The sequence below is a fragment of the Polynucleobacter sp. 71A-WALBACH genome, from assembly GCF_018882365.1.
Taxonomy (GTDB): Bacteria; Pseudomonadota; Gammaproteobacteria; order Burkholderiales; family Burkholderiaceae; genus Polynucleobacter.
On record NZ_JACVOP010000001.1, the window covers coordinates 162,840 to 188,508 of the forward strand.

The following is a 25,669-nucleotide window of genomic DNA, read 5'->3' on the forward strand; positions in this document are numbered from 1 at the left end:
TTATAACTGCTCTCTAGCGTCTCTTATTGGCCGATTTGAGACGGCCAAATCTATAAAATTTCCCAGCTTTAATGGCTGCAATTGCTTAAATAAGGGGCTAGAGCTTGCTGGCTAGGGCGCTTCAAAAACGCGAATTACCTGAACATTTTGAATGCTCTTGAGCGCCACTAAAAAACACTCCTGACCAAAATCCCCCAGCCTTTCCTCGAAATAATCTCTTAATGCATCTGTATGAAGCTTAAGGACCCGCTCAGATCTGGCTGCTATTGTTGTTTTAACAAAAAAATAGAAAAGTATTGTCAGATACATCCAAGTAATTTTGTTTAAATTTGCCGCCTGTAAACCTAGCATCTCCAATGGGCTTACTGGATGCTGAACATCTATCTCGGGATTTCTTCCGTAACGCCAGCTTTCAATCTGCGGGAGGGGGTGTCGTTTCACTTGATGATCAAGAAACACCTCGTCAATTCGCTTAAGTACCTCTGCTTCACTAATTGAGTTCAGCTCAAATAAGTCCCAAAGCCTGGAATTGAAAACAATCGAGGTGCCCTGAAAATCAGGATGCATCTCTACAACTTCAACCAGCTCTTCAATACCTCTTCTATGGCCAGCTTCCCGAGGATATATTCCACGTCGCCATATTTTTTCAAATGCTTTAGGGGGCTCAAAAAAAACTTCCCCAGGATCCTTGCCCAAGAACATCTCGTCCAGCGCCTTATAGGGAAGGGCTGTGCGCTCTTTTACCTCCAGGCACCATAACTTAGCCCGCGCTATTGCAAGGGATGTCTTTCTTTGTCCGCCTCTAGACTTTTTTACTTCCAATTCCATGGGCAGGGGCGATTGAATCTGATTCATTGTTCCTTGAGTTTATGTGAACCCCGTCCCAAAATGAGCGAAATTTTGATACTCGCTAAATGATAAGAAACCCAGTTAATCAGGTTTGCCCATCTCAATAGGCTATAGCGCGCCTAAAGTTGGGCTGCCTCAAGTACCCAACGACCCATTCAACTATTTACACGGGGCCAGTCAATACCCCCCATGCGCCTAAAGAGCCTTATGAACACACCAGAAAAATACCGTACCTTAAGCAGGCCATTCCACTGGCCAACAAGCTCTAAAATTATTTGTTCAAAATTTAGAAAAAGTGTTGACATTTACAAAATTATCATGTGGGGTATTGACAAATCGACGATCTTGGATTATGATGGCTACTCTCTCATAGCAAATCGTCGTCCTTCAAGGGGATGGCTCTTCGGAAAGTCAGCAATTAATATGAATGCATCGAGCATCATTACAACCCGGTTCAACACTTGTGCAACCTGGTTTCAATATCCAAAAGCTTCTCAACAATATGGCAAGCTAATCAATAAGGCTCTCATAAGCCTCTTATCTCGCGTTTACACAATTAACGCATCTTCGAAAAAATTGCAGTATTTAGCACCAACAAAGCTGTTGCATGGACAAAGCCGTCCAAGCCTGCCCCTCGAATTCAACTCAGAAGAAAACGAGGCACCCAAAATGTAAAAAGCCGAGTTAACCTTGAGGGTTAAACCGGCTTGTCCGATTAAATCGGGTTACTGCGTATCGTAGCGAAAGTATACCCGCTTCTTTTTTGACAAGCAAATAAATTCCCTCAATTTTTTTAATGAAAAACGCTCTATCGAGCGAGGGGGATTCTTTACCTAAAAAACAAAGAATTCGCAAAGTAAATGTCATGAAGGAGAAATACATGAACACAATTAATGCAACATCAAACGGAAATTTAATTTCCACTAAAAACCAAGTAAGCACAACTTACAAACCTGTAAGGCAACCTGGAGGTAAAAGAAAAGCGCCACATCGCCGGATTAACTATCTCAATATTCCAGCGCTGCAAGATGATCTCATCATCTGCGAATCCATACTAGAGCGTGATTGCGCCTTAATTCTTGCACTCAATCCAGAAGTGGTTCGCATTGAGTGTCAGCCCGAGACCATCAGCTTAGGTGAATGCGGGGAATATACACCTGATTTTCGGGTTATTTATAAGTCAGGGCCACCATCTTATGTAGAAGTAAAACCAACTGTATTTGCATATGAGAAAAAAATGTGGGCAAAGATTTGTGCTGCCTTTGAATACTACAAATCTCAAGGAATCCATTATGAGTGGATATCGGACTGGGAAATAGAAAAGAAAGACAGGCATCTCAGAGCCGCATATATTCATCGTTGCGCAAGATTATTAATACCTGTAGAGCAAAGTCAAAAAATCATTCAAGCAGTGAGCAATTACCCCCAGGGAATACGAATGGATGATTTGCAAGCTATTACTGGCCTATTAACTGACCATATTCTTCACTGCGTTGGCTTACGTCAACTCAAGCTCAATCATTTTTTTGAGTACTCCCTAGACAGTCTTGTATTTCCATTGAAAGGAGAATGCAAATGATTGGATATTCAATTCAAAACGGATTTTCAGCAAGCTATGGCGGCGTAGAGTTTTCATTCGAACGCATGAGTGCCCCTGGACCACAAGAACGTACCGTATCACTCATTAATCGGGCAGAAAACCGACCCGTTGAATTTTTAGAGCATGAAATTTGCCAAAAGATTGACCATGGCGAAATGAAAGTACTCACCAGCGGGCTAATGACCAAGCCAGGCCAAGTTGAGAATGTACACGTACAAAAATCTCCATACCAGCTCCACTACGAAGCCCAAGTCTATGCCTACTGCAAAGGATTAGAGCAAAGAGGCATCTCCAAAGGGATGCGCAAACAAATTGAGGCAGCAATACGACAGATTGCTCAAGAAATTGTAGATGACAAACCGCCCAGCACATCAACCGCAATGCGCTGGATGCGAGAAGCCGGCGGAAATCCCGCCAACTATAAAAACGTCACCCAGAGCTTCCTATTGCAAAAACGAGCCTCCAAGAAACCACTAGCAATTCTTGAAATTGCCAAAGAAATTCTTGATGACTACTATTTCATCCCTAAAACAGGCATCCAAAAACCGGATGATATTGAAACCTGTACCGCCAGAATTAATCTAGAGTTTGAAAGACGTGGCATTGACGAGAGCATGAGCATGAGCGCTGTCAAAAGAATGATTTACAGAGTGCCAGCTTACGAAAGAGACCGCATTCGCCTTGGAACGGCAGAGGCAAAGTACAAACATCGCCACTCATCAGGTGGCAGATGGCCAACCAGAGCTTTTGAAACGGTTGAGCTTGACCATACCGTGCTGGACTTAAACGTAGTAGACCGCCTTACAGGAAAGCAAATGGCAAGGCCTACGATTACGGTTCTCAAAGACCGCTATACGGGCTACATCCTTAGCATGTGGATTGGCTATGAAGGCGAATCCATTGGGCGAATTGTGAGGGCTATTAGCGGGGCACTAGAAGACAAGAGGCATCTTAAAGATGAATATGGACTTTCACACGAATGGCTCACTACACCCATCGTTTGGGAGAAACTGGTTCTAGATAACGCCTTATCTCATCACTCAGAGATTTTGCACTCGATGGCTAAAAACCTTGGCTTTAGTATCGAATTTTCTGCAGTTCGCTCGCCATGGGAAAAAGGTTCTGTTGAAAATTTAATGCTGCAATTTACTAGAGCGCTGCCACATCATGGTCGCCCCACTAAGCCCACTGAAGTTAAGTCAAAGCAGTCCAAGAAACTAGAAAAGGCTCGGGTGTATTTTGATGATTTAGTTCAATACCTTCATCAGTTTGTAGTGGATATTTATCCCCACAAACTGAATAAGAGAACCAATACCAGCCCTTATATTGAGATGGAGAAAGCCCTTAGAGAGCATGGCAGTCTACCTAAGATTCACTTCACACCCTTATCGGATGAGTTAAGAATCCTCACCTCCCTCCCTTTTGACAGAGCTTGCAAGCATGGGGGGATTGAGCTCAATGGGCTAACTTACAGAAGTCGCGAGTTAAGCGAACTAGTCCACTCTATAGGCCCTAAGCAAAAACTGAGAATTTGCCAAGACGTCAATGATATTGGCGAAGTTTTTGTACTGCATCCTAAAACCAATCAATGGATTAGCGTTCCAGAAAAAAACTATTCCCAGGCCAAAGGCAAGCCCCTTTACAAACATAAGTTAGAGCGTAAAAAAATAAATCAAGACCTTCTTGATAATGGCATTAAGCAAAAGGACTGGAATGCACGCATAACTCAATCTGATGCCGTAACGCAACTCGTTGCTAATGGGGTAAGACCTGAAAAAATTAGCGGCAAAGAAGCAAGGGCTAGCAACATTCATGGGGGTAATCCGAACGGTGATAGAGGGCTTATCGATGTCGAGGTAAAGGAAATTACCCAAAACACAATTGGGCGGGACTTTATGCCCGAGACTGTTGGCACATCCAATAACAAGCTTATCGAAGAATAAAAAAGGAGGCACATATGAACATCATCAAACCAATTTCAGTAGCCGAGCAGATGAGAAATGTAATTATTACCCATGATGCCTATGCAAAAGTGGTTAATGGGTGCATTAAGATTATCCAATCTGGCGAGCGCATTAATCGCTCAAATAAAGGTATCGCCATTATGGGTAGCGGTGGTACCGGCAAATCCACTGCCATAGAACACCTTAAGAGCTATCTAAATAAAAAGTATGCCGGGCAATTTAATGCCCCCGTATTGCTTACCAAGGTTTCTAGCGACACAACTATTAAATCTTTTTACATTGGTATTTTGGGCGAACTTAACCATCCCATTACCGACAAGCGAGAAGATAAAAATATTACGGCAGATAAGCTACAAAAGCTTGTGGTGTGCGCACTTAAAGGGCATGTTGGCACGCTCTTTATTGACGAAGTCAGCGATGTCTTTAGTAATCGCAATAAAAAACAATTTGCACAAGACTTCTTGGTGATGATTAAGCATCTACTGAGCGATACCTCAATCAACATTATTTTGGTTGGAACGCCAGCTCTTGAACAATTGTTTGAAATTGCAGATGAACAATTTCGTACACGCTTTCCATCAAAGTTTGAGCTGCCGATATTCGCAATGGATACCAGTTGGGTGCGTCTTTTAAATGATTATGTTGCACAAACAACCAAAATCTATGACATCAGCATCCTTCCAAATCTATTTTCACAACTGCATGAGTGGACTGGAGGCAACCTGCGTAACTTAGCCAATCTGCTAACTACCGCAATTGATGCGGCTGAGCAGGAAAAGGCGCCAGCATTAACGGCGCAGCACCTGCTAGATGCAAGAGACCTAATCTTTCCATCCCTCATGGCCGCTTAAGATGCAATTGGACTGGCTAAGGCCCACCACCTTTCCCAATCATGACCAGATTCACGACGAGGAATCGGGTCCTGGCTACGTCCTGCGCATGTGCGATTTAAATCTTGTGCAATTTTGCGATATCTCCAATATTTTGGGATTAACTGGCTTTACTTACATTCCCGATAATCGTATTCCTGAGATTTGCAGGCTATTTGGAGCCAACCACTCTAAGCTTGTGCCAAGATTTGTCGCTCAATCCAAACAAAAGAGTGTTGTTACTACTTTTGTATTGGGTCATAAGCTTCAAAAGCCATACTTAGCACGTCAGCGTCACCCGCAGATATGTCCACATTGCTTGGCAAGCAAGCGCATTGTGCAATTAGCGTGGGATATTACGCTAGTGACCGCCTGTCACATTCACCACAATCAACTCATTGATAGCTGTGCTCAATGTGGACGGAAAATCACATGGCGTAGAAGTAGCCTAATCAACTGCCAATGCGGGGCATCTTTTTTGCCCATGCATCAACCAAGTAAATTGGCTAGCAAAGCAGAAATATATGTATCTCGATTAATTTGGGAAAAACTATTTGGGATTTTTGAACCAAAAAATCACTCCCTATCATTTCTAAATAATCTTCAATTAGATACGGCTTTACGCCTCATTTGGTCATTTGGACAGTTAGAAGACGATGGGCATAGCCTTGCAGTTCGGCCCGGAAAGGTTCCAAGCACTGCTATTGCGGGGCAAGTAGTACAAAAGGGAATAGAGCGTATTTACAAGACCCTTAACCACCAAGTCAAGAGAAGAAAACTCTCATCAAGTATTTATATCAACGGAATTAAACAACTCAAGAAAGACACCCCATGGAATGACCAGCTAAAAATTCAATATCTAATTAACTTAATTATCGAAAAAGACCTCACTACGTCAAAGCTACCTAGCTTGACCACTCACAATCAACTTACTCTTTTCGGAACTACTACACATGAGAAAACACTACAGACTTTTAACCGCCCCGCGCGTTATTGAAACAGAATCGCCTGCTTCTTGGCTACTAAGATTATGTTATTTACATCAAATGAAATTCGATGATGTATTTACCTCTCACAGATTAGGCCCGCCAAAAGATATTGATATCGCCTCTTATTGCAAATTATTCAAACGATTTGCCTACAGCGGCGATATACCGCCAAGCCACCTAGATGCAATAGCAAAATGGTTTGAGCCCTTAGTGAGAAGCTCACGAGCCAAACCAGCGGTTTTAAAGGAAATTAATAAAACCCCTTATTCTCGCTTTTGTCCTCACTGCCTAGAACAAGACAAGATTCCGCACTTTCGCCCAGAGTGGCGCCTCAAATTTTGGACAGTCTGCCCAGAGCATCAAGGCAAAATGCACGATGAATGCCCAGAATGCGGGGAACATCAACATACAAATAAGGTCAACCTCAAGCTTGATGCACAGAAAAATGAACGAGCCTTGCAATACTGCCTCCATTGCAATGCAGACCTTACGAAATCATGCGCTCGACACTCTTCCGACAAAGAAACCCATGACAAGCTGATTGCGCAAGATTACCTGCTCAAAATTTGCCGATTCGGTAAATATTCAGTAGAGCCCTACATTCTGAATTCAGAAAATCAAGCAGTCTCAATAAATTCTAGCTATGCCCTCACTGATACTCAGCGACTGATAGTTAATTTTCATATGGCTTATATTGAATGCTCAGATAACAACCGCATCTTTATTGGCTTTAAAAATCCAATCAGAAAGAGAAGCAGCGAAGAACTCTATATGTAGATAGAGTGTCAGCTAGACTAGAGACTGCTTCGGCGGTCTTTTTTTTGGATCTCATCTCAAAAAGTATCATCGCTATCGAACTTTTTACTCATAAGTTCCTTCGTTAACGAACCATATCAAGAAGTATCTTCTTTTGGATAATTTAGTACCTCGTTGTTTTTAAAGAGAATCTTTGTTTTTAAGAATTCAATCCTTAAAGAACCCCAACAGCAAAATTGCCTTAAATTTCAAATGGGCTTCCTGCACTTTCTATAATAGGGGCAGGCAAGTAGGTAGATTCCTACAAATAAATAAGCCTTAAGCCCTTACCGCTCCAATCTGTCCTGCCTAGACTGGCTATTCAATGATTGGAGAATGCTGATGAGCCCGAAATCCCGGCTGTACACGCTTGTAAAGGCTTGGAAGAACAAACCCTTCCAAGAAGTGCGCGATGCCTGCGGCCAGCCTTGGCTTGGTCTTAGCGGCGAAGTGCTTGAAGAACACCAATCCTGGTCCCAGCGACAAGCGATTAGTAACGAACCCATCTTTAATAGCCAAGGAAGCAAGCTGACCAGTTCTTTATTTAGACCATTACTGACCGCCACCGACACGCAGCTCCTTAGATTATTCATGGAGGGCTTAGACACCATTACGTATTGGTACCGTAGCGGTCGCTTCATTCCGGGCATCTTGCCCCTGCCAGCGCAACACCTGGCGTCCAGCAACTTCATAGACGCTTTAAGCGACCTGATTCTGAACTCTCGACTACCTGTTGGTCTCGTAAGCTTAGGAGTCCACAAACTCAACGAGGCCGACTCCGTGGATTCCTGTATGGAGGGCTTATTACGAATGCGTCGTCTTGGCGTCCTAATCCATGCTCTCGATTTTGTGGGACAAACTCACAAATTCAATGGATTGAACAAATGGAGCCAGAGGGTATCCACATTGAGATAGGGCAATTCCGAGCCAATGGTTTGCCAAACGAGATGATTTCTCTTGGCCAGAAATTCCACACTGAAATCTATGCCAGCAACATCACCTTAGCGAAGGATTTAGACAATGTCATCGCAATGGGCGCACACCATAGCTATGGCGGACTCATGATGCCGCCGGTAAGCCGACATCAAATGCTACACCTGAACGATAGCCGTATCGCTAAGGCCATTTTTTCGCTGCACCCTCATAAAAACCTAAATGGAGACAAGTAATGAGAAAACGCGTGATGTTGGTGGATGACCATCCAGCTATGCTGATGGCTTTAAAAAGTATGTTGCAGGACCAATTGCTTTTTGAGATAGCGGGACAAGCGCAGCATGGTGAAGAGTGTCTACGCTCAATCAAAGAGGTCAATCCAAATATGGTGATTTTAGATTTGGATATGCCTAAGACGGATGGGTTTGATGTCATCCGCCGGATTGGCTTGATGCATCCCGAAGTTCGTATTCTGGTCTTATCTAGCCTAGATGAGGCGGTCTATGGTGGCAGGGTGAGATCTTTAGGCGCCCATGGGTTTGTTAATAAGACCGCTGGAGCAGATGTCATCCTAGCGGCATGTGTTGCCATCTCACAGGGATATACGTTTTTCACGCACGGAAAGAACGGCAATACCTCTCTAAGTGATAACGATAAATTGGCATTGATATCTGATCGCGAGCTGCAAGTCATGAAATATCTTGGCAAAGGCAATAGTAATCAGCAGATATCAGACCTTCTACATATCAGCAATAAGACAGTAGCAACCTACAAGACTAGAGTCTTTGACAAACTAGGCATTAACAATATTGCCGATTTGATCTTGTTCTGCCGCATGAATAACATCATCGAAAGCTAAAGCCAGTATGCATCGATCCATATTGAAAAAAGTATTACCCCTCTGCTGCATTTATGCAGGTCTGGCTCAGGCTGGACCGTTCAGTGCTGAAGAGCAATCATGGATCGATGCCCATCCGATCGTACGATATAGTATTCACGAGAAATACGCACCCTACCTTGCTCAATCAAATAATCAAGAAGGCACTGGTCCCTTTAAAGCGCTACTGTCACAGATTGAAGAGTGCACTCATCAGCAGTATTTACCAGTATGGAGAAAATCTGATCTAGAAGGTCTACGACAACTTAGCAAAGGCGAGGTAGATTTCATCATCGATCCGCCTAGTATTAACGACCACGTATTGCAATTTGGCTCTCTATCAGAAGCCATTTTTTGGGGGCATGATGCTGTCATCACTCAAAACTCAATTAAGCTGGACTCGCCCAATCTAAAAATTGCGTACTTCGATCGAGGTCTGGAGAATGCGCCCTCACATACCCATGGTCAAAACAAAGAAATATATTCTGCTAATGACTTAATTCAATCACTGATTAAACGTGATATCGAGGCACTAGTCATGCCCATTCGCTTAGCACGTCAACTCCTCCAAAGCTCCCAAAATTCAGACTTAAAGATAGACGGCCTATACAGTCGAACTCCTTTTGCCTATCGCTGGTTGATCTCAGATCAAGATGCGCCCTTGCACGATGTACTAAGTCACTTTTTAGATGACTTGGATCCAATTGCATCACGCAAGCTCTTTGCATTAGGCGATGAGCCTCCAGTAAGAGCAACCATGTTGCCCTGGTTAAGCGCTATCTTTATCTTCGTGTTTGGCGGGGCGATGTTGTATCAACTCCAAAGAAAATATTTTCATCAGAAGCAAATCACCCTTGCATTACAGCACTCCAAAGAGTCAGCCGAAAAAGCGAATGCTGCCAAGTCCGCATTTCTGGCGACCATGAGCCATGAAATTCGCACGCCGATGAATGCCATTTTGGGGGTACAAGAACTACTACTTGGAAGCGCACAATTTCCTACAAAAGATAAATCACTCCTCAAGAGTGCTCAAGCTTCAGCAGAATCTCTTTTAGGCATGCTGAACCAAGTATTGGATATTTCTAAGATTGAAGCTGGCAAGCTGACTCTTAATCTAGAACCTTGTAATCCACATCAATTGATCATGGATATTCATGCTGCATTTTCTACGGTGGCCAAAAAACAGAATCTACTGCTCCATACTTCGATTGATCCTAGGATCGCTGAAGTGCTCATGATTGACTCCTTGCGTCTGAGACAAGTTCTTCAGAATTTACTCAGTAACGCAATTAAGTTCACCACCGAGGGCGAGGTGTACTTTTCCATTACCGTACTTGCTGATGATCATGCTGGACAATTATTAGAGTTCAGAGTGATTGATACTGGAATGGGAATGGGTAGTGAGCAAGTCAAATTGGCTCTGCAAGCCTTTGAGCAATTGCCCGCTACACAAGAGTCTTACTTATCAGAGCAAAATAGGGGGACAGGCCTTGGACTCACCATCACGAATCATCTGGTGAATTCCATGAATAGTCATCTCTATTTTGAAAGCGCTCCGGGCTTTGGCAGCAATGTTCACTTTTCAGTAGCACTCCCTAGAACTAGTATTGCCGCTCCACAGGTTACAGGTGTCGACTCTCTCGGACCGTCGTCTACAAACTTAATCTCAAAAAGGCCAGGTCGAAAAAACTGTCGCATTCATGCATTGGTAGTGGAAGATCACCCAGCCAGCCGCCAAATTTTATCGCTGCAATTAGAGGCGCTCGGGATTGAGGCTTGCGTTTGTGAGAGTGCCGCCATGGCACTAGAGTTAATGAAGGATCATCATTTCGATCTCATGCTGACAGATCAATCTATGCCCGGTATGCAAGGCTCCGAATTGGCCAAACAAATTCGATCTCTTGGAAATCGTGACTTAATCATTATTGGCGTCACAGCGGATATTTATGCCCTAGACTCGCGACATCAATTTTTATCATCCGGCATGAATGGCGTACTCATCAAACCGCTGAGCTTGAGCGCCCTTGAGAATGAACTCATGCGCTATTTTGAGTCCGGCAAAGAACCCATCTTTACTAATGATGCTTATTCGTTTGATGCCTTCTCCAGTCTCATCAAAAACGACCCCCACCAAATCGTCGTCATCCTAGAAGAAATTGAAAAGGTTCATCTTGAAACTCTGGGTCAATTAAGCTCAGACGGCAATCAAGTAGCAATGGATGAAGCGCAATTTCAGAGTCTGGTTCATAAAGTCAAAGGTGGGGCGCAACTGCTGCAAGCTACTGAATTTATCTATGCCTGTGATTCACTTGAAGTTGAAGGTTCACTTTCAGGGCGCATTGAGCGATTCATCACCCTTCTTGAAGAACAAAACCAAATTATTGAGACTTACAGGAAAAGATACCAACAGTAATTTAGGATGGCTAAGATAGTTATTGGGCGGTGAGCGCCAAGGTTTATCCTATGGGGAATGCGCAACCAAAACCCTTCGCCCACCACTGCTGCACTGCTAGCCAGCCTCTTAGTCTGCTTGTTAGCTAGTCAACAGGCCTATTCTGCCGATCTAGTCTCTCAAGAGACTGCTTTGCAGTACATCCCCAAAGCTGTTGCTGCTAGCCTTGAAAAGAATCAGATCCCTAAAGATGCGATCAGCATTTCAGTAGTTGAAATTGAGCCAGGACGACCAGGAAAAATTACTGCCAAAACAGAATTGGACTGGCGCTCTAAGCAGGCAATGAACCCTGCATCCACTATGAAGCTGGTCACTACGCTCACAGGGCTCGATGTCTTGGGGCCTCAATATCGCTGGCGCACGAATGTCTATACCGACGGACTCATTCGTCAAGGAACCCTCAAGGGGAATGTCTATTTACAAGGTACTGGTGATCCAAAGCTAGTCCCTGAAGAAATGGCCAAGATGATGAAGGCTTTACAAAATCTAGGCATTCAGAAAATTGATGGCAACCTATTCTTTGATAGAAGCGCCTATGCTCCCAGCGTCATGGAGCACAACACTATTGATGGCGAGTCATTGCGCGCCTATAACGTGCCCCCAGATCCCCTGCTTTACGCCTTTAGAACCCTGTCATTCCAGCTAGGAAAATCGCGTACCGCAGACTTTATTGACATCAGCTACACACCGCCACTCTCTCAACTCAAGGTGATCAACCAAATGCAATTGGTCGATCAATCCTGCGATAGCTGGAAAAGCAATATTCGCTTTAACCTGGATCCCGAAGGAGATGAAGCCACTACCAACCAACTCCTAACTGCGCAGTTCTCTGGTAGCTTTCCCAATGCCTGCAAGGGAGTGAACTACAACGTCGTTGCTTTAGATGCCAATACTTTCCTTACCCAGGGATTTGCTGCAGCCTGGGAGTTGGCTGGTGGAACGTGGATCCAGGCACCAACCGGAAAGTCTGGCGCCGTTCCCCTAGCAGCTCGACTGCTACTGCAGTTTGAAGGCATCGCTTTGGCAGACGATGTACAAGATATTAATAAGTACTCCAATAATGTGATGGCTCGGCAATTAATGTTGACCTTAGCCCTTGAGAAAATGGGTAGGCCAGCAACTACTGAAAATGGTGAGCTCGTCATTCAGAGTTGGTTAAAGGGTGTGGGACTGCAGTTTCCAGAGTTGGTAATTGAGAATGGTTCGGGCCTATCTCGTAATGAGGCAATCTCTGCCCAGCATATGACTCAATTATTAGTGGCAGCTCGTAACTTATCCGTAGCGGATACTTTTTATAACAGCCTACCCATTGCCGGAACAGACGGCACCATGAGAAATCGCCTCATGGCGCATTTACGGAAATTTCTGCATTTAAAGAAAAAGCCTGAAGCCAGAATTAAAACAGGATCACTTGCCGATGTTAGAGCGATATCAGGTTATGTGATGAGTAAATCTGGAAAGATGTATGCCGTGACCTCCTTCATAAACCACCCCAATGCATGGAGAGGCCTAGAGGCACACGATCAACTATTGGCGTGGCTACTAGACGATGGGCCAGAACCAAAACAGGCGCGCTGAAGTCGGTCTCTAACACCATCCCACTCCTCGCCTGCTGGCGGCTCCGGAAACAGAATCAGATCCCAACCCTGTTGATCTAAATCTCGTAAAGAACGATACAAGCGACTTGCGAAGGCGGTACTATTACTGGGAACGATGACTTCCTCAAAGTGCACAGAAGGATGACCATCATGCCCCAAAGAAGAATCTGAATCCCACACTGCAACCGCTACCCGTGACTTGATATCTGGAAACTCACTGAGTGCATCCAAGACTCTGCCCGGTGCATACATTCTTAATGGGGTTGTAGGGGCATAGTGGGCACGCAGACTGCCAGAGACCCTAGGTAGGTCGCCATGCTGCTGTGTTGAGGTGTTTTCACCAGGCAAATAGACTTTGATGCCTGTCTTGGCAAAAATTTCTCCAGGAGTAATGAGTCCAGGGCGCAATAAGACAGGATGATCACCAGACGATAAATCAATGATGGTCGATTCAATGCCAACCTCGCAATCACCGCCATCCAAAATCATGAGATCCAACATGCCTTCAAATTCGCTACGGACATCTGAGGCACTCGTTGGAGATACTTTACCGAAACGATTGGCAGAAGGGGCAACTACTCCACCTTTAAATTTGCGCAGCAGCTCTTGTGCAATGGGATGGGCAGGCGCCCGAATCGCTACCGTATCCTGACCGCCTGTAAGTTCATTCAAAACACTTTTATCTTTTTTAAAGACTAGGGTTAGCGGACCCGGCCAAAATGCATTGATAAGCTTTAATGCATCCTCTGATAAATCCCTTACCCATGGCGCTAATACTGGCACCCAGTCAACTTGAGCCTGATCGAACTTATTAGGGGCTGCCAAGTGAACAATCAGCGGGTGATTAGAAGGTCTACCCTTGGCAGTGAAAATCTGTTTAATTGCTTCAGGATTCTTCGCATCCGCACCCAAGCCATATACCGTCTCCGTCGGAAACGCGACTAAGCCACCATCTCGCAAAGTTTGCACTGCTTCATTAATGACTGCGGAAGAATGCAGTGCGCTACTATCGCTGGACATTTCTAGGGCTCGATCCCTAATTCAACAGCGACGGCTGCGCAATTTTGGCGCGCCTGATTGAGCGACTCACCTAAACAGTTGATATGGCCCATCTTGCGACCCATACGTGGATCGGATTTACCGTAAAGATGCAACTTCGCATCTGGATGAGAAAGTACTTTATCCCAGGCAGGCTCCCTTGCCTTATCTTCACTGCCTTCGTACCAAAGATCACCCAAGAGGTTAAGCATAGAGACTGGGGCTAACAGGCGGGTATCGCCTAAGGGTAAGCGGGCCATGCTTCTAACTTGCTGCTCAAACTGACTGCTGATACAGGCATCCATCGTGTAGTGACCAGAGTTATGTGGGCGTGGTGCGATTTCGTTTGCTACGATATCGCCACTCTTGAGCACAAAGAACTCCACACATAAAACACCCACGTAATCAATCTTACGAATGAGTGCTTTAGCAGCTTCAATAATCTTTTTCTCCTGGGCGGGCTTAAGTGATGGTGCCGGCACAGTCGAGGTATGCAAGATACCATCGCGATGAATATTTTGCGAAACTGGATATGCCACGACTGCATCATCATATCCACGCACTACTAAAGCAGACACTTCAAAGTCCAAGTCCATCCGCTTTTCCAGAACACAAGGTACCTTACCTAATTCAGACCAAGCGGCAACTAGGTTGGCAGAGTCATAAACCGTAATTTGACCTTTACCGTCATAACCCATGCGGGCGGTTTTCAGAATGCCAGGAAATAACTCTGCAGGAACATGCTCAATATCGGCATCGTGCTCGACTACACAGTAAGGCGCAGGGCCAATATTAGTTTCCGCTTTCCAGGTAGCTAAGAATTTTTTCTCAGCAACACGATTTTGAGCCAAGGAAACACAGCTGCTGCGGGGCGCCACGAAGACACCTAAAGATTCCAACTCATCTAAAGCTTGTGCGGGAACATTTTCAAATTCAGTGCTAACGGATTTGCATAAAACTGCCATCTCTTTTAATGCGGCGGAGTCGGTGTAATCTGCTTGAATGAATTTTTCAGCGATGGAACCGGCGGGACTATCAGATCCAGGATCAAGAACGCAGACTTTGTAGCCCATAGCTTGAGCGGCTTGTGTAAACATCCGCCCCAATTGACCGCCACCTAAAATTCCTAAATACGAGCCCGGTAATATGGGCTCCAAACGATCTGCCATCTTATGAATATCCTGGCAAATTCATGGAGCGCGCGGTATCTGACTGCTTTGCACGAAACTCTTCTAGCTGTTTTGCTAAAGCAGGATCATTGACTGCTAAATTGGCAATCACGTGTAAGGCTGCATTTGCAGCTCCTGCTTCACCAATAGCAAATGTTGCCACTGGAATGCCCTTAGGCATTTGCACGATGGAATACAGAGAGTCCTCACCGCGTAAATATTTGCTAGCTACTGGAACGCCATAGATAGGGACAATTGTTTTCGATGCCAGCATACCCGGCAAATGCGCCGCACCACCAGCACCAGCAATAATGGCCTTGAGACCATTTTTAGAGGCATTTTCTGCATAAGAAAACATATCGTCTGGCATGCGATGGGCGGAGACGACTTTAGCCTCGTGAGCGATGCCGAATTGCTCCAGCATTTGAGCGGCGTGCTGCATGGTGTCCCAATCTGAATTGGAGCCCATTACTATTCCGACGACTGGCTTCTTACTCATTGACCTCTCCAAATGCCCTGATCTAATTCATTAATTTATCTAAGGCCTTATTATCCCAGCCTTTTTAGGGCCCCAAGAAAATTAGACCTTAGTTAAGCGAGCGAGGGCTTCGCGGTACTTTTCGGCTGTTTTATCAATTACATCGACTGGAAGAGTCGGTGCTGGAGCTGTTTTTGACCAAAGCTTGCCATCCACCATGGCCGTTTCGAGCCAGTCCCGTACAAATTGCTTGTCATAGGAGGGAGGATTTGCGCCCACATAATAGGTTTCAGCAGGCCAGAAGCGGGAGGAATCTGCGGTCAATATCTCATCCATCAATACCAATTGACCAGCGTCATCTAAACCAAATTCAAACTTAGTATCAGCAATGATGATCCCGCGAGTTGCAGCGTACTCAGAAGCCTCTTTGTACAAACGAATGCTGACCTCACGAATCTGATTGGCTAACTTCTCACCAATCATCTCAATTACTTTATCAAAAGAGATATTTTCATCATGCTCACCCGCCTCTGCTTTTGCAGCAGGAGTAAAAATAGGTTCAGGTAATTTCTGGGCATTTTCAAGGCCTTCTGGCAATGCGATGCCACATACCTTGCCAGTCTCTTTGTAGTCTTTCCAGCCGCTACCAGCGAGGTAGCCACGCACTACCGCTTCAACCAAGATCGGTTTGAGTCTTTTAGCCACTACAGCTCGCCCCTTCACTTGCTCTACTTCATCGGCAAGCACAACACTTTCGGGGGCAATCCCAGTTAAGTGGTTGGGGATCACCTTAGCTAACCTATTGAACCAAAAGTTGGCCATTTGATTGAGCACAATGCCCTTCTCAGGAATAGGTTGACCCATCACAACGTCAAAGGCAGATAGACGATCAGTCGTGATCATTAATAGCTTGTCTTCACCAAGGGCATAAACATCGCGCACTTTCCCTTTTGATAGCAAAGGCAGCGACTTGATGGAGGATGCGTATAAAGCTGGCATATTTATCTCACTTCACAATCTGGGCTAATTTGCCGCTCTTGTACAGCTCGGCCATTTTTTCCAAAGGAATTGGCTTGATTTTGGATGCTTGGCCTGCACTACCAAACGCATTGAAGCGCGCAATACACACTTTCTTAGCCGCTTCACGCGCAGGCTTCAGATAATCCCGTGGATCAAACTTGCTTGGGTTCTCAAACATATAGCGGCGGATAGCGCCAGTCATCGCCAAACGAATATCGGTATCGATATTGATCTTACGAACGCCGTTCTTAATACCCTCTTGAATTTCCTCAACAGGAACACCGTAAGTTTCTTTCATATCGCCGCCGAATTCACGAATCTCAGCAAGCAGCTCCTGCGGAACGCTAGAGGAACCATGCATGACTAAATGCGTATTCGGAATACGTGTATGAATTTCTTTAATACGCTCGATTGCTAAGATATCGCCTGTTGGCTTCTTAGTAAATTTATAGGCACCGTGGCTAGTACCAATTGCAATAGCTAGAGCATCACACTGCGTAGCTTTTACAAAGTCAGCCGCTTGCTCAACATCAGTCAACAACTGCTCACGCGTCATCTTGCCATCAGCCCCGTGACCATCTTCTTTGTCGCCTTGCATGGTCTCTAGTGAGCCAAGTACACCTAACTCAGCTTCAACAGTAACTCCAATAGAGTGGGAAAACTTCACTACTTCTCTAGATACTTCGACGTTGTATTCATAGCTGGCTACCGTCTTACCGTCGGCCTCTAAAGAACCATCCATCATCACACTGGTAAAGCCGCTCTTAATCGCAGCCATACACACCGCTGGACTTTGACCGTGATCTTGATGCATGACGACAGGAATATGCGGATACGCCTCAACCGCAGCAGAAATTAAATGGCGTAAGAATGATTCGCCAGCATATTTACGAGCACCAGCAGAGGCTTGCATGATGACTGGAGAATCTGCCTCATTGGCAGCTTCCATAATCGCAGTAACCTGCTCTAAATTGTTAACGTTAAATGCTGGCAAGCCATAGCCATTTTCAGCTGCGTGATCCAATAGTTGTCGTAAAGATACTAAAGCCATGATGGTCTCTTAATTGAAATGTTAGTAATAAATGATATGAATCAAAATCTTAAAAAAGTGAATTACTTCACCTGAATAATCTTGAGCGAATTAGTACCGCCAGGCTCACCCATGGGTTCACCTGAAGTCAAAACCACTACATCGCCTTTATTCACTGCCCCTAACTTCTTCAAGCAATCCTCCACCTCTTGCAAAGCAGTATCGCGTTGCTTGGTGTAATTCAAGCCAATTGGAAACACATTGCGATAAGTGCTCAAGGCACGCTGAGTTGCAATCTTTGAAGTTAAAGCAAAGATAGGTAAATGAATATTGTGACGACTCATCCATACCGCAGTAGATCCGGAGTCTGTTAAGGCGGCAATCGCAGTGGCATTGAGGTGATGCGCCGTAAATAGCGCGCCCAAGGCAATGGTTTGATCGATGCGTGAGAAAGTTTGATCCAAGAAATCAGTATCGAGTTTTACGCGGTCCGACTTTTCAGCTTCAACACAAATCTCAGCCATCGCCTTGATAGTTTGCACCGGGTACATACCAGCAGCAGATTCCGCGGACAACATCACAGCATCCGTTCCATCCAAGACCGCATTAGCTACGTCGCTCACTTCAGCACGCGTAGGCACTGGAGCATTGATCATGGACTCCATCATTTGGGTCGCAGTAATTGTAAATTTATCAGCCTCGAGTGCTAACTTGATCATGCGCTTTTGCAAGGCTGGGACAGCGGCGTTACCAACTTCAATCGCTAAATCTCCACGCGCGACCATGATGCCGTCACTCTCAGCAATGATGCTATTGAGTGCATCAGGCTCAATTGCTTCTGCGCGCTCAACCTTAGCAATCGTACGAACTTTACCAACGCCATGCTTTGTACTAGCGGCATCTGCTAACTTGCGGGCGTAAGCCATGTCTGCGCCGTCTTTTGGAAAACTGATCGCCAGAAAATCAACGCCCATCGCGATCGCGGCATCCAAATCCGCAATATCTTTTTCTGTCAGCGCTGGCGCAGTCAAACCCCCACCGGCGCGGTTAATACCTTTGTTATTCGAGAGTGGCCCGCCCTGCTCGACGAGGGTAATGATTTCTCCACCCTTCACGGCCTCTACTCGCAGTACAACTAAGCCATCATTCAATAGGAGTCGATCACCTGGTTTGACATCTTGCGGCAGCTCTTTGTAATCCAAACCGACGCGCTCTTGATTGCCGAGCTCACAAGCGACATCTAGAATAAATTGTGCGCCCTCTTTTAAAAGAATTTTGTTTTCTGCAAATTTGCCAACGCGAATTTTTGGACCTTGAAGATCGGCCATGATGCCGACCTCTTTGCCGACTTCCGCAGAAATACTCCGAACTAAATCATGGCGAGCCTTATGGTCAGCAACAGTGCCATGAGAAAAGTTCATTCTCACGACATCCACACCTGCACGAATCATCTCGCGTAATACCTCAGGCTTTTCGGATGCAGGCCCTAATGTGGCAATGATCTTTGTTGCTCTCAACATATTTAGTCTTTCGCTCTTTCAGCCAATACCGCAAAGGCTGGCAAGGTCTTGCCTTCTAAGAATTCTAGGAAGGCGCCACCGCCAGTAGAGATGTAATCCACTTGATTTTCAATGCCGTACTTCGCAATTGCCGCCAAGGTATCGCCACCCCCCGCAATCGAAAATGCCGGTGAATGTGCAATGGCTGCTGCCAACATTTTGGTGCCACCGCCAAACTGATCAATCTCAAATACACCCAAGGGACCATTCCAGACAATCGTGCCAGCATGCGCCAACATGATGGATAAACGCGCAGCAGTTTTAGGCCCAATATCTAAAATCATGTCATCTTCCGCGACCTGATCTGCGGGTACACGGTTAGCGCGTGCCAAGGGAGAGAGTTCATTCGCCACCACTACGTCTTCAGGAATGGGAACGTGCGCGCCGCGCTTTTCCATAATCTCCATGATTTCTCGAGCCTCATCAACTAAGTCTGGCTCTGCCAATGACTTACCGATTGGCAAACCTTTAGCCAACATAAAAGTATTAGCAATACCGCCCCCCACAATCAACTCGTCCACCTTGTCAGCCAGCGCTTTAAGAATGGTAAGTTTCGAAGATACTTTGGAGCCTGCCACAATCGCCACAAGCGGACGCTTAGGGCTTGCAAGAGCGCGACTCAAGGCATCTAACTCTGCGGCCATCAAAGGACCGGCGCAAGCAATCGGAGCAAATTTAGCCACACCATTTGTAGTTGCCTCTGCACGGTGAGCGGTACCAAAGGCGTCATTGACATACACATCACAAAGAGCGGCAATCTTCTTAGCTAGCTCATCGTTATTCTTTTTCTCACCCACATTGAGACGACAGTTCTCCAGCAATACCAACTCGCCTGGATTCACTTCAAAACCACCATCCACCCAATCGCTAATTAAAGGAACTTTACGATTTAAGAGTGCGGCAATTCGGTCTGCCACCGGAGCCAAACTATCCTCAGGCTTAAATTCACCTTCAGTTGGGCGACCTAAGTGGGATGTGACCATGACAGCCGCACCAGCATCCAAACACATTTGCACTGCCGGCATGGAGGCTCTAATACGAGTATCTTCGGTAATATTGCCCACATCATCCTGGGGAACATTGAGGTCGGCACGGATTAAAACCCGTTTTCCCTTAAGAAGACCCGCTGCAGCTAGTTCACTAAGGCGTTTTACTTTGAAGAGAGATTCCGGCATGAGAATGGGCGAATTAAGTGGTTTAAGGGGAATGCTCTATTCTAAATCGTCTGGGCTTGCCACCACAAAGGAATTGGGCTCCTCTAATGCGCTCCCTGCTCTACAATAAAGGCTTGGACGTAATTCAGGTCTTGGGGCTTCCCAGCGGCCTGGCACACTGTTTTACCCAATTGAATCACCCAATTTATTAAATATTTAAAAGGTAGAGAAAATGTCGATGTCCGACCGCGATGGCTTTATTTGGTCCGATGGGAAGCTGATTCCTTGGCGTGAGGCCAATATTCATGTGCTAACCCACAGTCTTCACTACGGAATGGGTGTATTTGAAGGTATTCGCGCCTACAAAACCCCTCAAGGCACTGCCATTTTCCGCCTGCCAGAGCATGTTAAGCGTCTATTCAATGGCACCAAGATTTTCCAGATGAATATGCCATGGACTCCTGAGCAGATTTCCAGCGGGATTATTGATGTTGTGAATAGCAACAAGTTGGAATCTTGCTATATCCGCCCAATTATCTTTATCGGCTCCCAAAAGCTCGGCATCTCACCCAAAGGCAATAGCATTCATACCGCGATCGCCGCTTGGGAGTGGGGCGCTTATTTGGGTGAAGATGGTCTCAACAAGGGCATCCGCGTTAAAACTTCCTCGTTTACCCGCCATTTCGTGAACTCCTCACTAGTTCGCGCTAAGGCATCCGGTTACTACATCAACTCCATTTTGGCCAATCAAGAAGTAACGGCAAATGGTTACGATGAAGCCCTTCTGCTCGATACAGAGGGCTATGTCTCCGAAGGTTCTGGCGAAAATATCTTCATCGTTAACAACGGAATTATTTACACCCCAGACTTGGCATCTTGTTTAGATGGCATTACTCGTAACTCCATCATGCAAATCGCCAAAGACCTTGGCTACGAATTGCGTGAGAAACGCATCACTCGTGATGAGGTGTATTCAGCGGATGAAGCTTTCTTCACCGGCACCGCCGCTGAAGTAACACCAATCCGCGAGTTGGATGATCGCACTATCGGTGATGGTAAACGGGGTCCGATTACTGAGAAAATCCAAAAGACCTACTTTGATGCGGTCTACGGTAGAAGTGATCAGTACAAAGCTTGGTTAACTTACGTTAAGTAATGGGAAATCAGAGAATGAGTGATGCTCAAGTTGTAATGGTTAATGGCAATACCGATTTACCTTTGCATTGCCCTACCAATAAAACCCCTAGCTGGAATTCGCATCCACGTGTATTTCTAGATGTTGCTAAAACGGGTGAAGCAAAGTGTCCGTACTGCGGCACCAAGTACAAACTCATTCCTGGTACCGAGCCCCACGGGCACTAAGCCTATCAGCACCCCTAAGTGGGGTGCTGTGTCGGGATACCTCATATGAATCGTATTCTGATCATCGCGCCCAACTGGATTGGCGATGCCGTAATGTCCCAGCCTCTGCTGGCGAATCTCAAAGTAATTTACCCGCAGTCTCAAATTGATGTTTTAGCAAGCCCTTGGGTTGCGCCGATTTATCGCGCCTGCGCAGAAGTACAGCAAGTCATCGAAGCGCGGCTAGAACACAAGCAATTGCAATGGAGCTTACGCAAGCAACTCGCAAAGCAACTGGAGTCGAATCAATACGATGCCTGCTTTGTTCTGCCCAATAGCTTGAAATCTGCCCTCATTCCTTGGCTCGCCAACATTCCGCTTCGGATTGGCTATCGTGGAGAGATGCGCTTTGGTTTAATTAATTTTGCTTTAGATAATCCAAGCAAGATTCATCGTCCACCCATGGCAAATCATTACCTTGCGCTCTGCAATGTAATGAACCATTTAAAAGAAATTGATAGCAAAAAGCCTGCAGACCCTAAACTCAATATTTCACCTGTAGCCAAAGCATCTATCGGCACAAAGTTGCAAGCGGCATCCATTAATGAGAAATCAATCTATGTGCTGTGTCCGGGTGCCGAGTACGGAGCAACAAAACGCTGGCCTACCGAGCACTTCGCTAATCTTGCGCAGCAGTTAATTGAAAACGAACCAGACGCTCATGTGATTCTTCTGGGTAGCAAGAGTGATCACGCTTTAGGCGAACAAATTCTTTCAAAAATGGCAAATACTTCTCAGATACAGAACTGGTGTGGGGAGACTTCACTCGATGAAGCGATCGCGCTCATTGGCTTAAGTAAGGCACTGGTCAGTAATGACTCTGGCTTAATGCATATTGGTGCTGCTTTAAAAGTACCGCAGGTGGCGATTTTTGGGTCAAGCGACCCACACCATACTCCACCACTGTCCGATAGAGCCGAAGTGATTTGGCTTAACTTACCATGTAGTCCTTGCCATAAAAGAGAGTGTCCACTGGGCCATCTCAAATGCTTAAAAGATATTTCGCCTACAACAGTATTAGGCGCAATACAAACGCTCCACTAAAACACTCGATTAATTTTGTAGATTCTTACATCATCAGAAAGTAAGCTATGTCTAAACTTGCCAGACTTTTTCATAACGCCGATGAGGTAGTAGAAGCATGGCGCGATGCCTTAAAACATCGTGATGTTAAAGGGGCTCTAGCAATCTGGTTAGATGATGACTCGATTACTTGTGTACTTCCAGAGGGTCAACGCCTGAGTGGTCATGCAGAAATCAGGGCGGGCTTAGAGCGCCTCTTGGCGAAACAAGCTCTTTTTTTAGAGCCGATTGCCTGCATTAGCCATTCTGTTTTAGGTGCTGCGGTATACGACACTACTGAAGCAGTGCATCTGCGCGATGATCAAATTGAGGCGGAGTTCTTTCTCAACATCACCCTGGTTCTCCTGCAGGATAGTCAAGGTTGGCGCATTGCCCACCTGCATGCCAGTCACTCGACCGAAGAGACCTTTGATGCACCTTCTACTCCACACGGACTGCATTAATTGGTAATGTTGCCAAGATTGCCACGCTATGGATGAGCAAGTACTGCGGTCTCTAATCAAGTGGCCCAATGTACCTCATTGTTTTGGCTGGCTAGCCCTTGATCGCCGCGGTCAATGGCGTATGCGTGATGAATTCGCACAAGCCAATCACTTAGCTGGGAGCGTAATCCAGCACGCCGCCCTCAATGAATTTATCTCCAGAAATTATGCGCATGATTCTTTGGGTAGGTATTTTTTTCAGAATGGCCCTCAAAGGGTTTTCATCACACTAGATGCAACGCCCTGGATTGCCAGAATCATTCCCAGTGAAAGTGGTCATCAACTATTAACCCAGTGTGGTACAGAGATAAGACCAGATGGCGCCCTGAGTGATGAAAAAGGCAATATCTACATCACTGGATTAATACCGCAATCACATTCCGATCAAATTGATGGCGCAGTATTTACTAAAACAGAATCTCTATCAGTTGCACTATTACACGATCACGACTTAGATCTTTTTTCAGAGCAATCCAAAGTGCAAGAAGATGCTTGTAGCTTTAGGGGTACTTGGCAATGGGAAGGCAAGGACCTACCAATTGAGCCCATTCTCTCCGCTGAACTGAGTGAGCGATTTCAATTCGTTAAAGCACCTAGCAATTAATTAGCTGGGCATATTTTTGCCCTGCTCCTTCAATTCCTCTTGATATTGCTTTTGTATTTCACGAAGGCGCGCATCAATGCTGGAGGCTTGATAAAAGTCAGCACCACCAGAGCTTCTAGCAATTTTGAGCTGCTCAATTGCTGAAGGCCATGCACCCTCAAGCGCATACTTTTCCCCAAGCGCGTAATGACGCATCGGGATATTTTTAGCCTGATCATAGGCATTGGATAGCATGGTCCACCACACCACCTCATTGGGTTGCGCTCTAGTTCGCGCCTTTAACCAAGTAATGGCGTCATTGGTACGACCCAGCTTGAGATAAGCATTCATCATCGCCGCACCAGCGGCATAGGACTGTGGGTAAGCTTTTAAAGTAGCCTGCGCAATTTGCAAGGCTTCATCACCCTTACCTTTAGCCAATGCTAACTCAGAAGCCGTGATATCTAAAGAGAGGCTTTGCCGCTGAATAGGTGATCCTGGAGCGCTAGCGCTATTAGCAAGATTACGCGCTTGTTGCAAATAGCTGGTGGCCTGATCAAACTTACCTTGTTTTTGGGCAACGAGTGCAAGCCCATAAAAGCCTTCCATCTGCTTGCCAGGAGCTGACTGTTTACTCAAACCTTCAAAGGTATTTTTTAAGTCGTACATCTGACTAGAACTTCCAGATTGCTCCATGCGGGCGCGCGCCTTTACCAAGTAAAACTCAACGGCCGTAGGTACATTGCGATTAGGGATATTGCGAGCACGATCTTGCATATCCGCAATACGATCTGTAGTTAACGGGTGAGTACGTACATAGGCTGGAACCCCGTTATCCATGATGCCAGTTGCTTTTTGTAGGCGCTGGAAAAAACCTGGCGCACCATTGACGTCATAACCACTTGCACTAAGTATCTGAAAGCCAATACGGTCAGCCTCGCGCTCAGCATCTCTTGAGTAGGAGAGTTGGTTATTCACGGCCATCGCTTGACCGCCCTGCATTAACCCAGAAGCTGCGCCAGGATTACGTGAAGCCGCTAGCGCACCTAGCAAAATACCAGCAAGCGCAATCATGGTGTTGGTAGCTTGCTTATCCATTTGACGTGCTAGATGACGCTGCAAAACGTGGCCCGTCTCGTGACCCATAACTGAGGCTACTTCAGAATCTGTTTCAGCGCTAACCAATAACCCGGTATGGAAACCAATAAACCCACCAGGCAATGCAAACGCATTAATACTGCTGTCTTTAACAGCGAATACCTCAAAGTTATAGGCCCCACTACCCTGCTCGTTAGCACCGCCCAATTGCAGCCGTTTTGCAGCTTGCAATAAGCGCCGCTCCATTTGATTTAAGAAATCATAGATTGGCAGGTCATTGGAATAATCGGCATCTGGACGAATCTGGCGCATGATCATCTCGCCATACTTTTTCTCATCCATACGGCTTAAGCTATCGCCACCAGGATCACCCATATCTGGGAGAACAAAGCTGGGTTGGGCTTGGGGCGCATTGCGTGATGGCAGATTCGAAGAGCGGGCATCTGGTGACTGAACCGCCCTACCCAAGTTTTGCAAAGCAGCCGAGTCACCTTGTACTGACACATCTCCTATTACCGAAGAAGAGGGAGGTCCGGCCGCATATACGAGGCCCGCACTAGGGCAAGCCAAGGCCAGAATGAGCTGGCCAGCCAAAATTCGCCTAAATAACGAAGATTTTCGTGATGTCTTTATGACTCGCATCCCTAT

General features: G+C 45.8%; 25 protein-coding genes. 16 read left to right on the forward strand and 9 right to left on the reverse strand.

Annotated features, from left to right (window positions below; all coding sequences use genetic code 11):
- Window positions 1–111 precede the first annotated feature (111 nt).
- Window positions 112–855, reverse strand: a complete 744-nt coding sequence (locus ICN42_RS00765) for a hypothetical protein (RefSeq protein WP_216249463.1) — start codon at window positions 853–855, stop codon at window positions 112–114.
- A 201-nt stretch (window positions 856–1,056) separates the two neighbouring features.
- Here ICN42_RS00765 and ICN42_RS00770 point away from each other — a divergent pair, with 201 nt between their 5' ends.
- The 11 genes from ICN42_RS00770 (at window position 1,057) to dacB (ending at window position 12,906) form a co-directional block, all read left to right on the forward strand.
- Window positions 1,057–1,524 carry a hypothetical protein gene (locus ICN42_RS00770; RefSeq protein WP_216249467.1) on the forward strand — a complete coding sequence of 156 codons (468 nt, stop codon included), beginning with the start codon at window positions 1,057–1,059 and terminating at the stop codon, window positions 1,522–1,524.
- 205 nt (window positions 1,525–1,729) lie between these two features.
- Complete coding sequence (locus ICN42_RS00775) at window positions 1,730–2,428, forward strand: TnsA endonuclease N-terminal domain-containing protein (protein WP_216249469.1); 699 nt, start codon at window positions 1,730–1,732, stop codon at window positions 2,426–2,428.
- Window positions 2,425–4,392, forward strand: coding sequence for a Mu transposase C-terminal domain-containing protein (locus ICN42_RS00780; protein ID WP_216249473.1), 1,968 nt, complete (start codon window positions 2,425–2,427; stop codon window positions 4,390–4,392). Before ICN42_RS00775 ends, ICN42_RS00780 begins: the two co-directional genes overlap by 4 nt.
- A 14-nt stretch (window positions 4,393–4,406) precedes the next feature.
- The gene (locus ICN42_RS00785) at window positions 4,407–5,264 is read left to right on the forward strand and encodes a TniB family NTP-binding protein (RefSeq protein WP_216249475.1); all 858 of its coding nucleotides are present in this window, start codon (window positions 4,407–4,409) and stop codon (window positions 5,262–5,264) included.
- A 1-nt stretch (window position 5,265) separates the two neighbouring features.
- Window positions 5,266–6,279 carry a TniQ family protein gene (locus tag ICN42_RS00790; RefSeq protein WP_216249478.1) on the forward strand — a complete coding sequence of 338 codons (1,014 nt, stop codon included), beginning with the start codon at window positions 5,266–5,268 and terminating at the stop codon, window positions 6,277–6,279.
- Entirely contained in the window at window positions 6,236–7,048 is an 813-nt protein-coding gene (locus ICN42_RS00795) for a TniQ family protein (RefSeq protein ID WP_216249481.1), read from the forward strand. The genes ICN42_RS00790 and ICN42_RS00795 overlap by 44 nt, the downstream gene beginning before the upstream one ends.
- Before the next feature lie 360 nt (window positions 7,049–7,408).
- Window positions 7,409–7,981, forward strand: a complete 573-nt coding sequence (locus tag ICN42_RS00800; protein WP_216249484.1) for a hypothetical protein — start codon at window positions 7,409–7,411, stop codon at window positions 7,979–7,981.
- Complete coding sequence (locus ICN42_RS00805) at window positions 7,951–8,235, forward strand: hypothetical protein (protein ID WP_216249488.1); 285 nt, start codon at window positions 7,951–7,953, stop codon at window positions 8,233–8,235. Before ICN42_RS00800 ends, ICN42_RS00805 begins: the two co-directional genes overlap by 31 nt.
- Window positions 8,235–8,858, forward strand: a complete 624-nt coding sequence (locus tag ICN42_RS00810; RefSeq protein WP_216249490.1) for a response regulator transcription factor — start codon at window positions 8,235–8,237, stop codon at window positions 8,856–8,858. Before ICN42_RS00805 ends, ICN42_RS00810 begins: the two co-directional genes overlap by 1 nt.
- A 22-nt stretch (window positions 8,859–8,880) precedes the next feature.
- Window positions 8,881–11,289 (forward strand): response regulator, encoded by a 2,409-nt coding sequence (locus ICN42_RS00815; RefSeq protein WP_255539194.1) that lies wholly within the window; start codon window positions 8,881–8,883, stop codon window positions 11,287–11,289.
- A gap of 57 nt (window positions 11,290–11,346) precedes the next feature.
- The gene (dacB, locus tag ICN42_RS00820) at window positions 11,347–12,906 is read left to right on the forward strand and encodes a D-alanyl-D-alanine carboxypeptidase/D-alanyl-D-alanine-endopeptidase (RefSeq protein ID WP_216249496.1); all 1,560 of its coding nucleotides are present in this window, start codon (window positions 11,347–11,349) and stop codon (window positions 12,904–12,906) included.
- Here dacB and ICN42_RS00825 read toward each other — a convergent pair.
- The 7 genes from ICN42_RS00825 to ICN42_RS00855 all read right to left on the reverse strand — a co-directional run bounded on the left by ICN42_RS00825 (window position 12,852) and on the right by ICN42_RS00855 (window position 20,395).
- The gene (locus ICN42_RS00825; protein ID WP_216249499.1) at window positions 12,852–13,946 is read right to left on the reverse strand and encodes an L-threonylcarbamoyladenylate synthase; all 1,095 of its coding nucleotides are present in this window, start codon (window positions 13,944–13,946) and stop codon (window positions 12,852–12,854) included. The two genes, dacB and ICN42_RS00825, sit on opposite strands and share 55 nt — an antisense overlap.
- A 2-nt stretch (window positions 13,947–13,948) precedes the next feature.
- A complete protein-coding gene (locus ICN42_RS00830; RefSeq protein ID WP_216249502.1) occupies window positions 13,949–15,133 on the reverse strand; it encodes a 5-(carboxyamino)imidazole ribonucleotide synthase in 1,185 nt (394 codons plus the stop codon).
- Window position 15,134: 1 nt separating this feature from the next.
- Window positions 15,135–15,632, reverse strand: a complete 498-nt coding sequence (gene purE, locus ICN42_RS00835; protein ID WP_216249504.1) for a 5-(carboxyamino)imidazole ribonucleotide mutase — start codon at window positions 15,630–15,632, stop codon at window positions 15,135–15,137.
- An 81-nt stretch (window positions 15,633–15,713) separates the two neighbouring features.
- Window positions 15,714–16,610 (reverse strand): phosphoribosylaminoimidazolesuccinocarboxamide synthase, encoded by an 897-nt coding sequence (locus ICN42_RS00840; protein WP_216249506.1) that lies wholly within the window; start codon window positions 16,608–16,610, stop codon window positions 15,714–15,716.
- 7 nt (window positions 16,611–16,617) lie between these two features.
- On the reverse strand, window positions 16,618–17,682 hold the full coding sequence (fba, locus tag ICN42_RS00845) for a class II fructose-bisphosphate aldolase (protein ID WP_216249508.1): 1,065 nt from the start codon (window positions 17,680–17,682) through the stop codon (window positions 16,618–16,620).
- Between the two features lie 62 nt (window positions 17,683–17,744).
- Window positions 17,745–19,181: a pyruvate kinase gene (pyk, locus tag ICN42_RS00850; RefSeq protein WP_216249510.1), complete on the reverse strand. Its 1,437-nt coding sequence runs from the start codon at window positions 19,179–19,181 to the stop codon at window positions 17,745–17,747.
- A gap of 2 nt (window positions 19,182–19,183) precedes the next feature.
- A complete protein-coding gene (locus tag ICN42_RS00855) occupies window positions 19,184–20,395 on the reverse strand; it encodes a phosphoglycerate kinase (protein ID WP_216249512.1) in 1,212 nt (403 codons plus the stop codon).
- A 211-nt stretch (window positions 20,396–20,606) separates the two neighbouring features.
- On the opposite strand from ICN42_RS00855, the gene ICN42_RS00860 reads away from it, so the two are divergent.
- Genes ICN42_RS00860 through ICN42_RS00880 form a run of 5 tightly spaced genes read left to right on the forward strand, consistent with a single transcriptional unit; the run spans window position 20,607 to window position 23,944 of the window.
- Window positions 20,607–21,530 (forward strand): branched-chain amino acid transaminase, encoded by a 924-nt coding sequence (locus ICN42_RS00860; protein ID WP_216249514.1) that lies wholly within the window; start codon window positions 20,607–20,609, stop codon window positions 21,528–21,530.
- A 14-nt stretch (window positions 21,531–21,544) separates the two neighbouring features.
- The gene (locus ICN42_RS00865) at window positions 21,545–21,736 is read left to right on the forward strand and encodes a zinc-finger domain-containing protein (RefSeq protein WP_216249516.1); all 192 of its coding nucleotides are present in this window, start codon (window positions 21,545–21,547) and stop codon (window positions 21,734–21,736) included.
- Between the two features lie 45 nt (window positions 21,737–21,781).
- Window positions 21,782–22,819 carry a lipopolysaccharide heptosyltransferase II gene (gene waaF / locus ICN42_RS00870; RefSeq protein ID WP_216249519.1) on the forward strand — a complete coding sequence of 346 codons (1,038 nt, stop codon included), beginning with the start codon at window positions 21,782–21,784 and terminating at the stop codon, window positions 22,817–22,819.
- Between the two features lie 47 nt (window positions 22,820–22,866).
- Complete coding sequence (locus tag ICN42_RS00875) at window positions 22,867–23,301, forward strand: nuclear transport factor 2 family protein (protein ID WP_216249522.1); 435 nt, start codon at window positions 22,867–22,869, stop codon at window positions 23,299–23,301.
- Window positions 23,302–23,329: 28 nt separating this feature from the next.
- The gene (locus ICN42_RS00880; RefSeq protein ID WP_216249525.1) at window positions 23,330–23,944 is read left to right on the forward strand and encodes a DUF2946 family protein; all 615 of its coding nucleotides are present in this window, start codon (window positions 23,330–23,332) and stop codon (window positions 23,942–23,944) included.
- Here the strand turns inward: ICN42_RS00880 and ICN42_RS00885 are convergent, their stop codons facing one another.
- Window positions 23,945–25,525, reverse strand: a complete 1,581-nt coding sequence (locus ICN42_RS00885; protein ID WP_370625989.1) for a M48 family metalloprotease — start codon at window positions 25,523–25,525, stop codon at window positions 23,945–23,947. It abuts the gene before it with no gap.
- Window positions 25,526–25,669 lie beyond the last annotated feature (144 nt).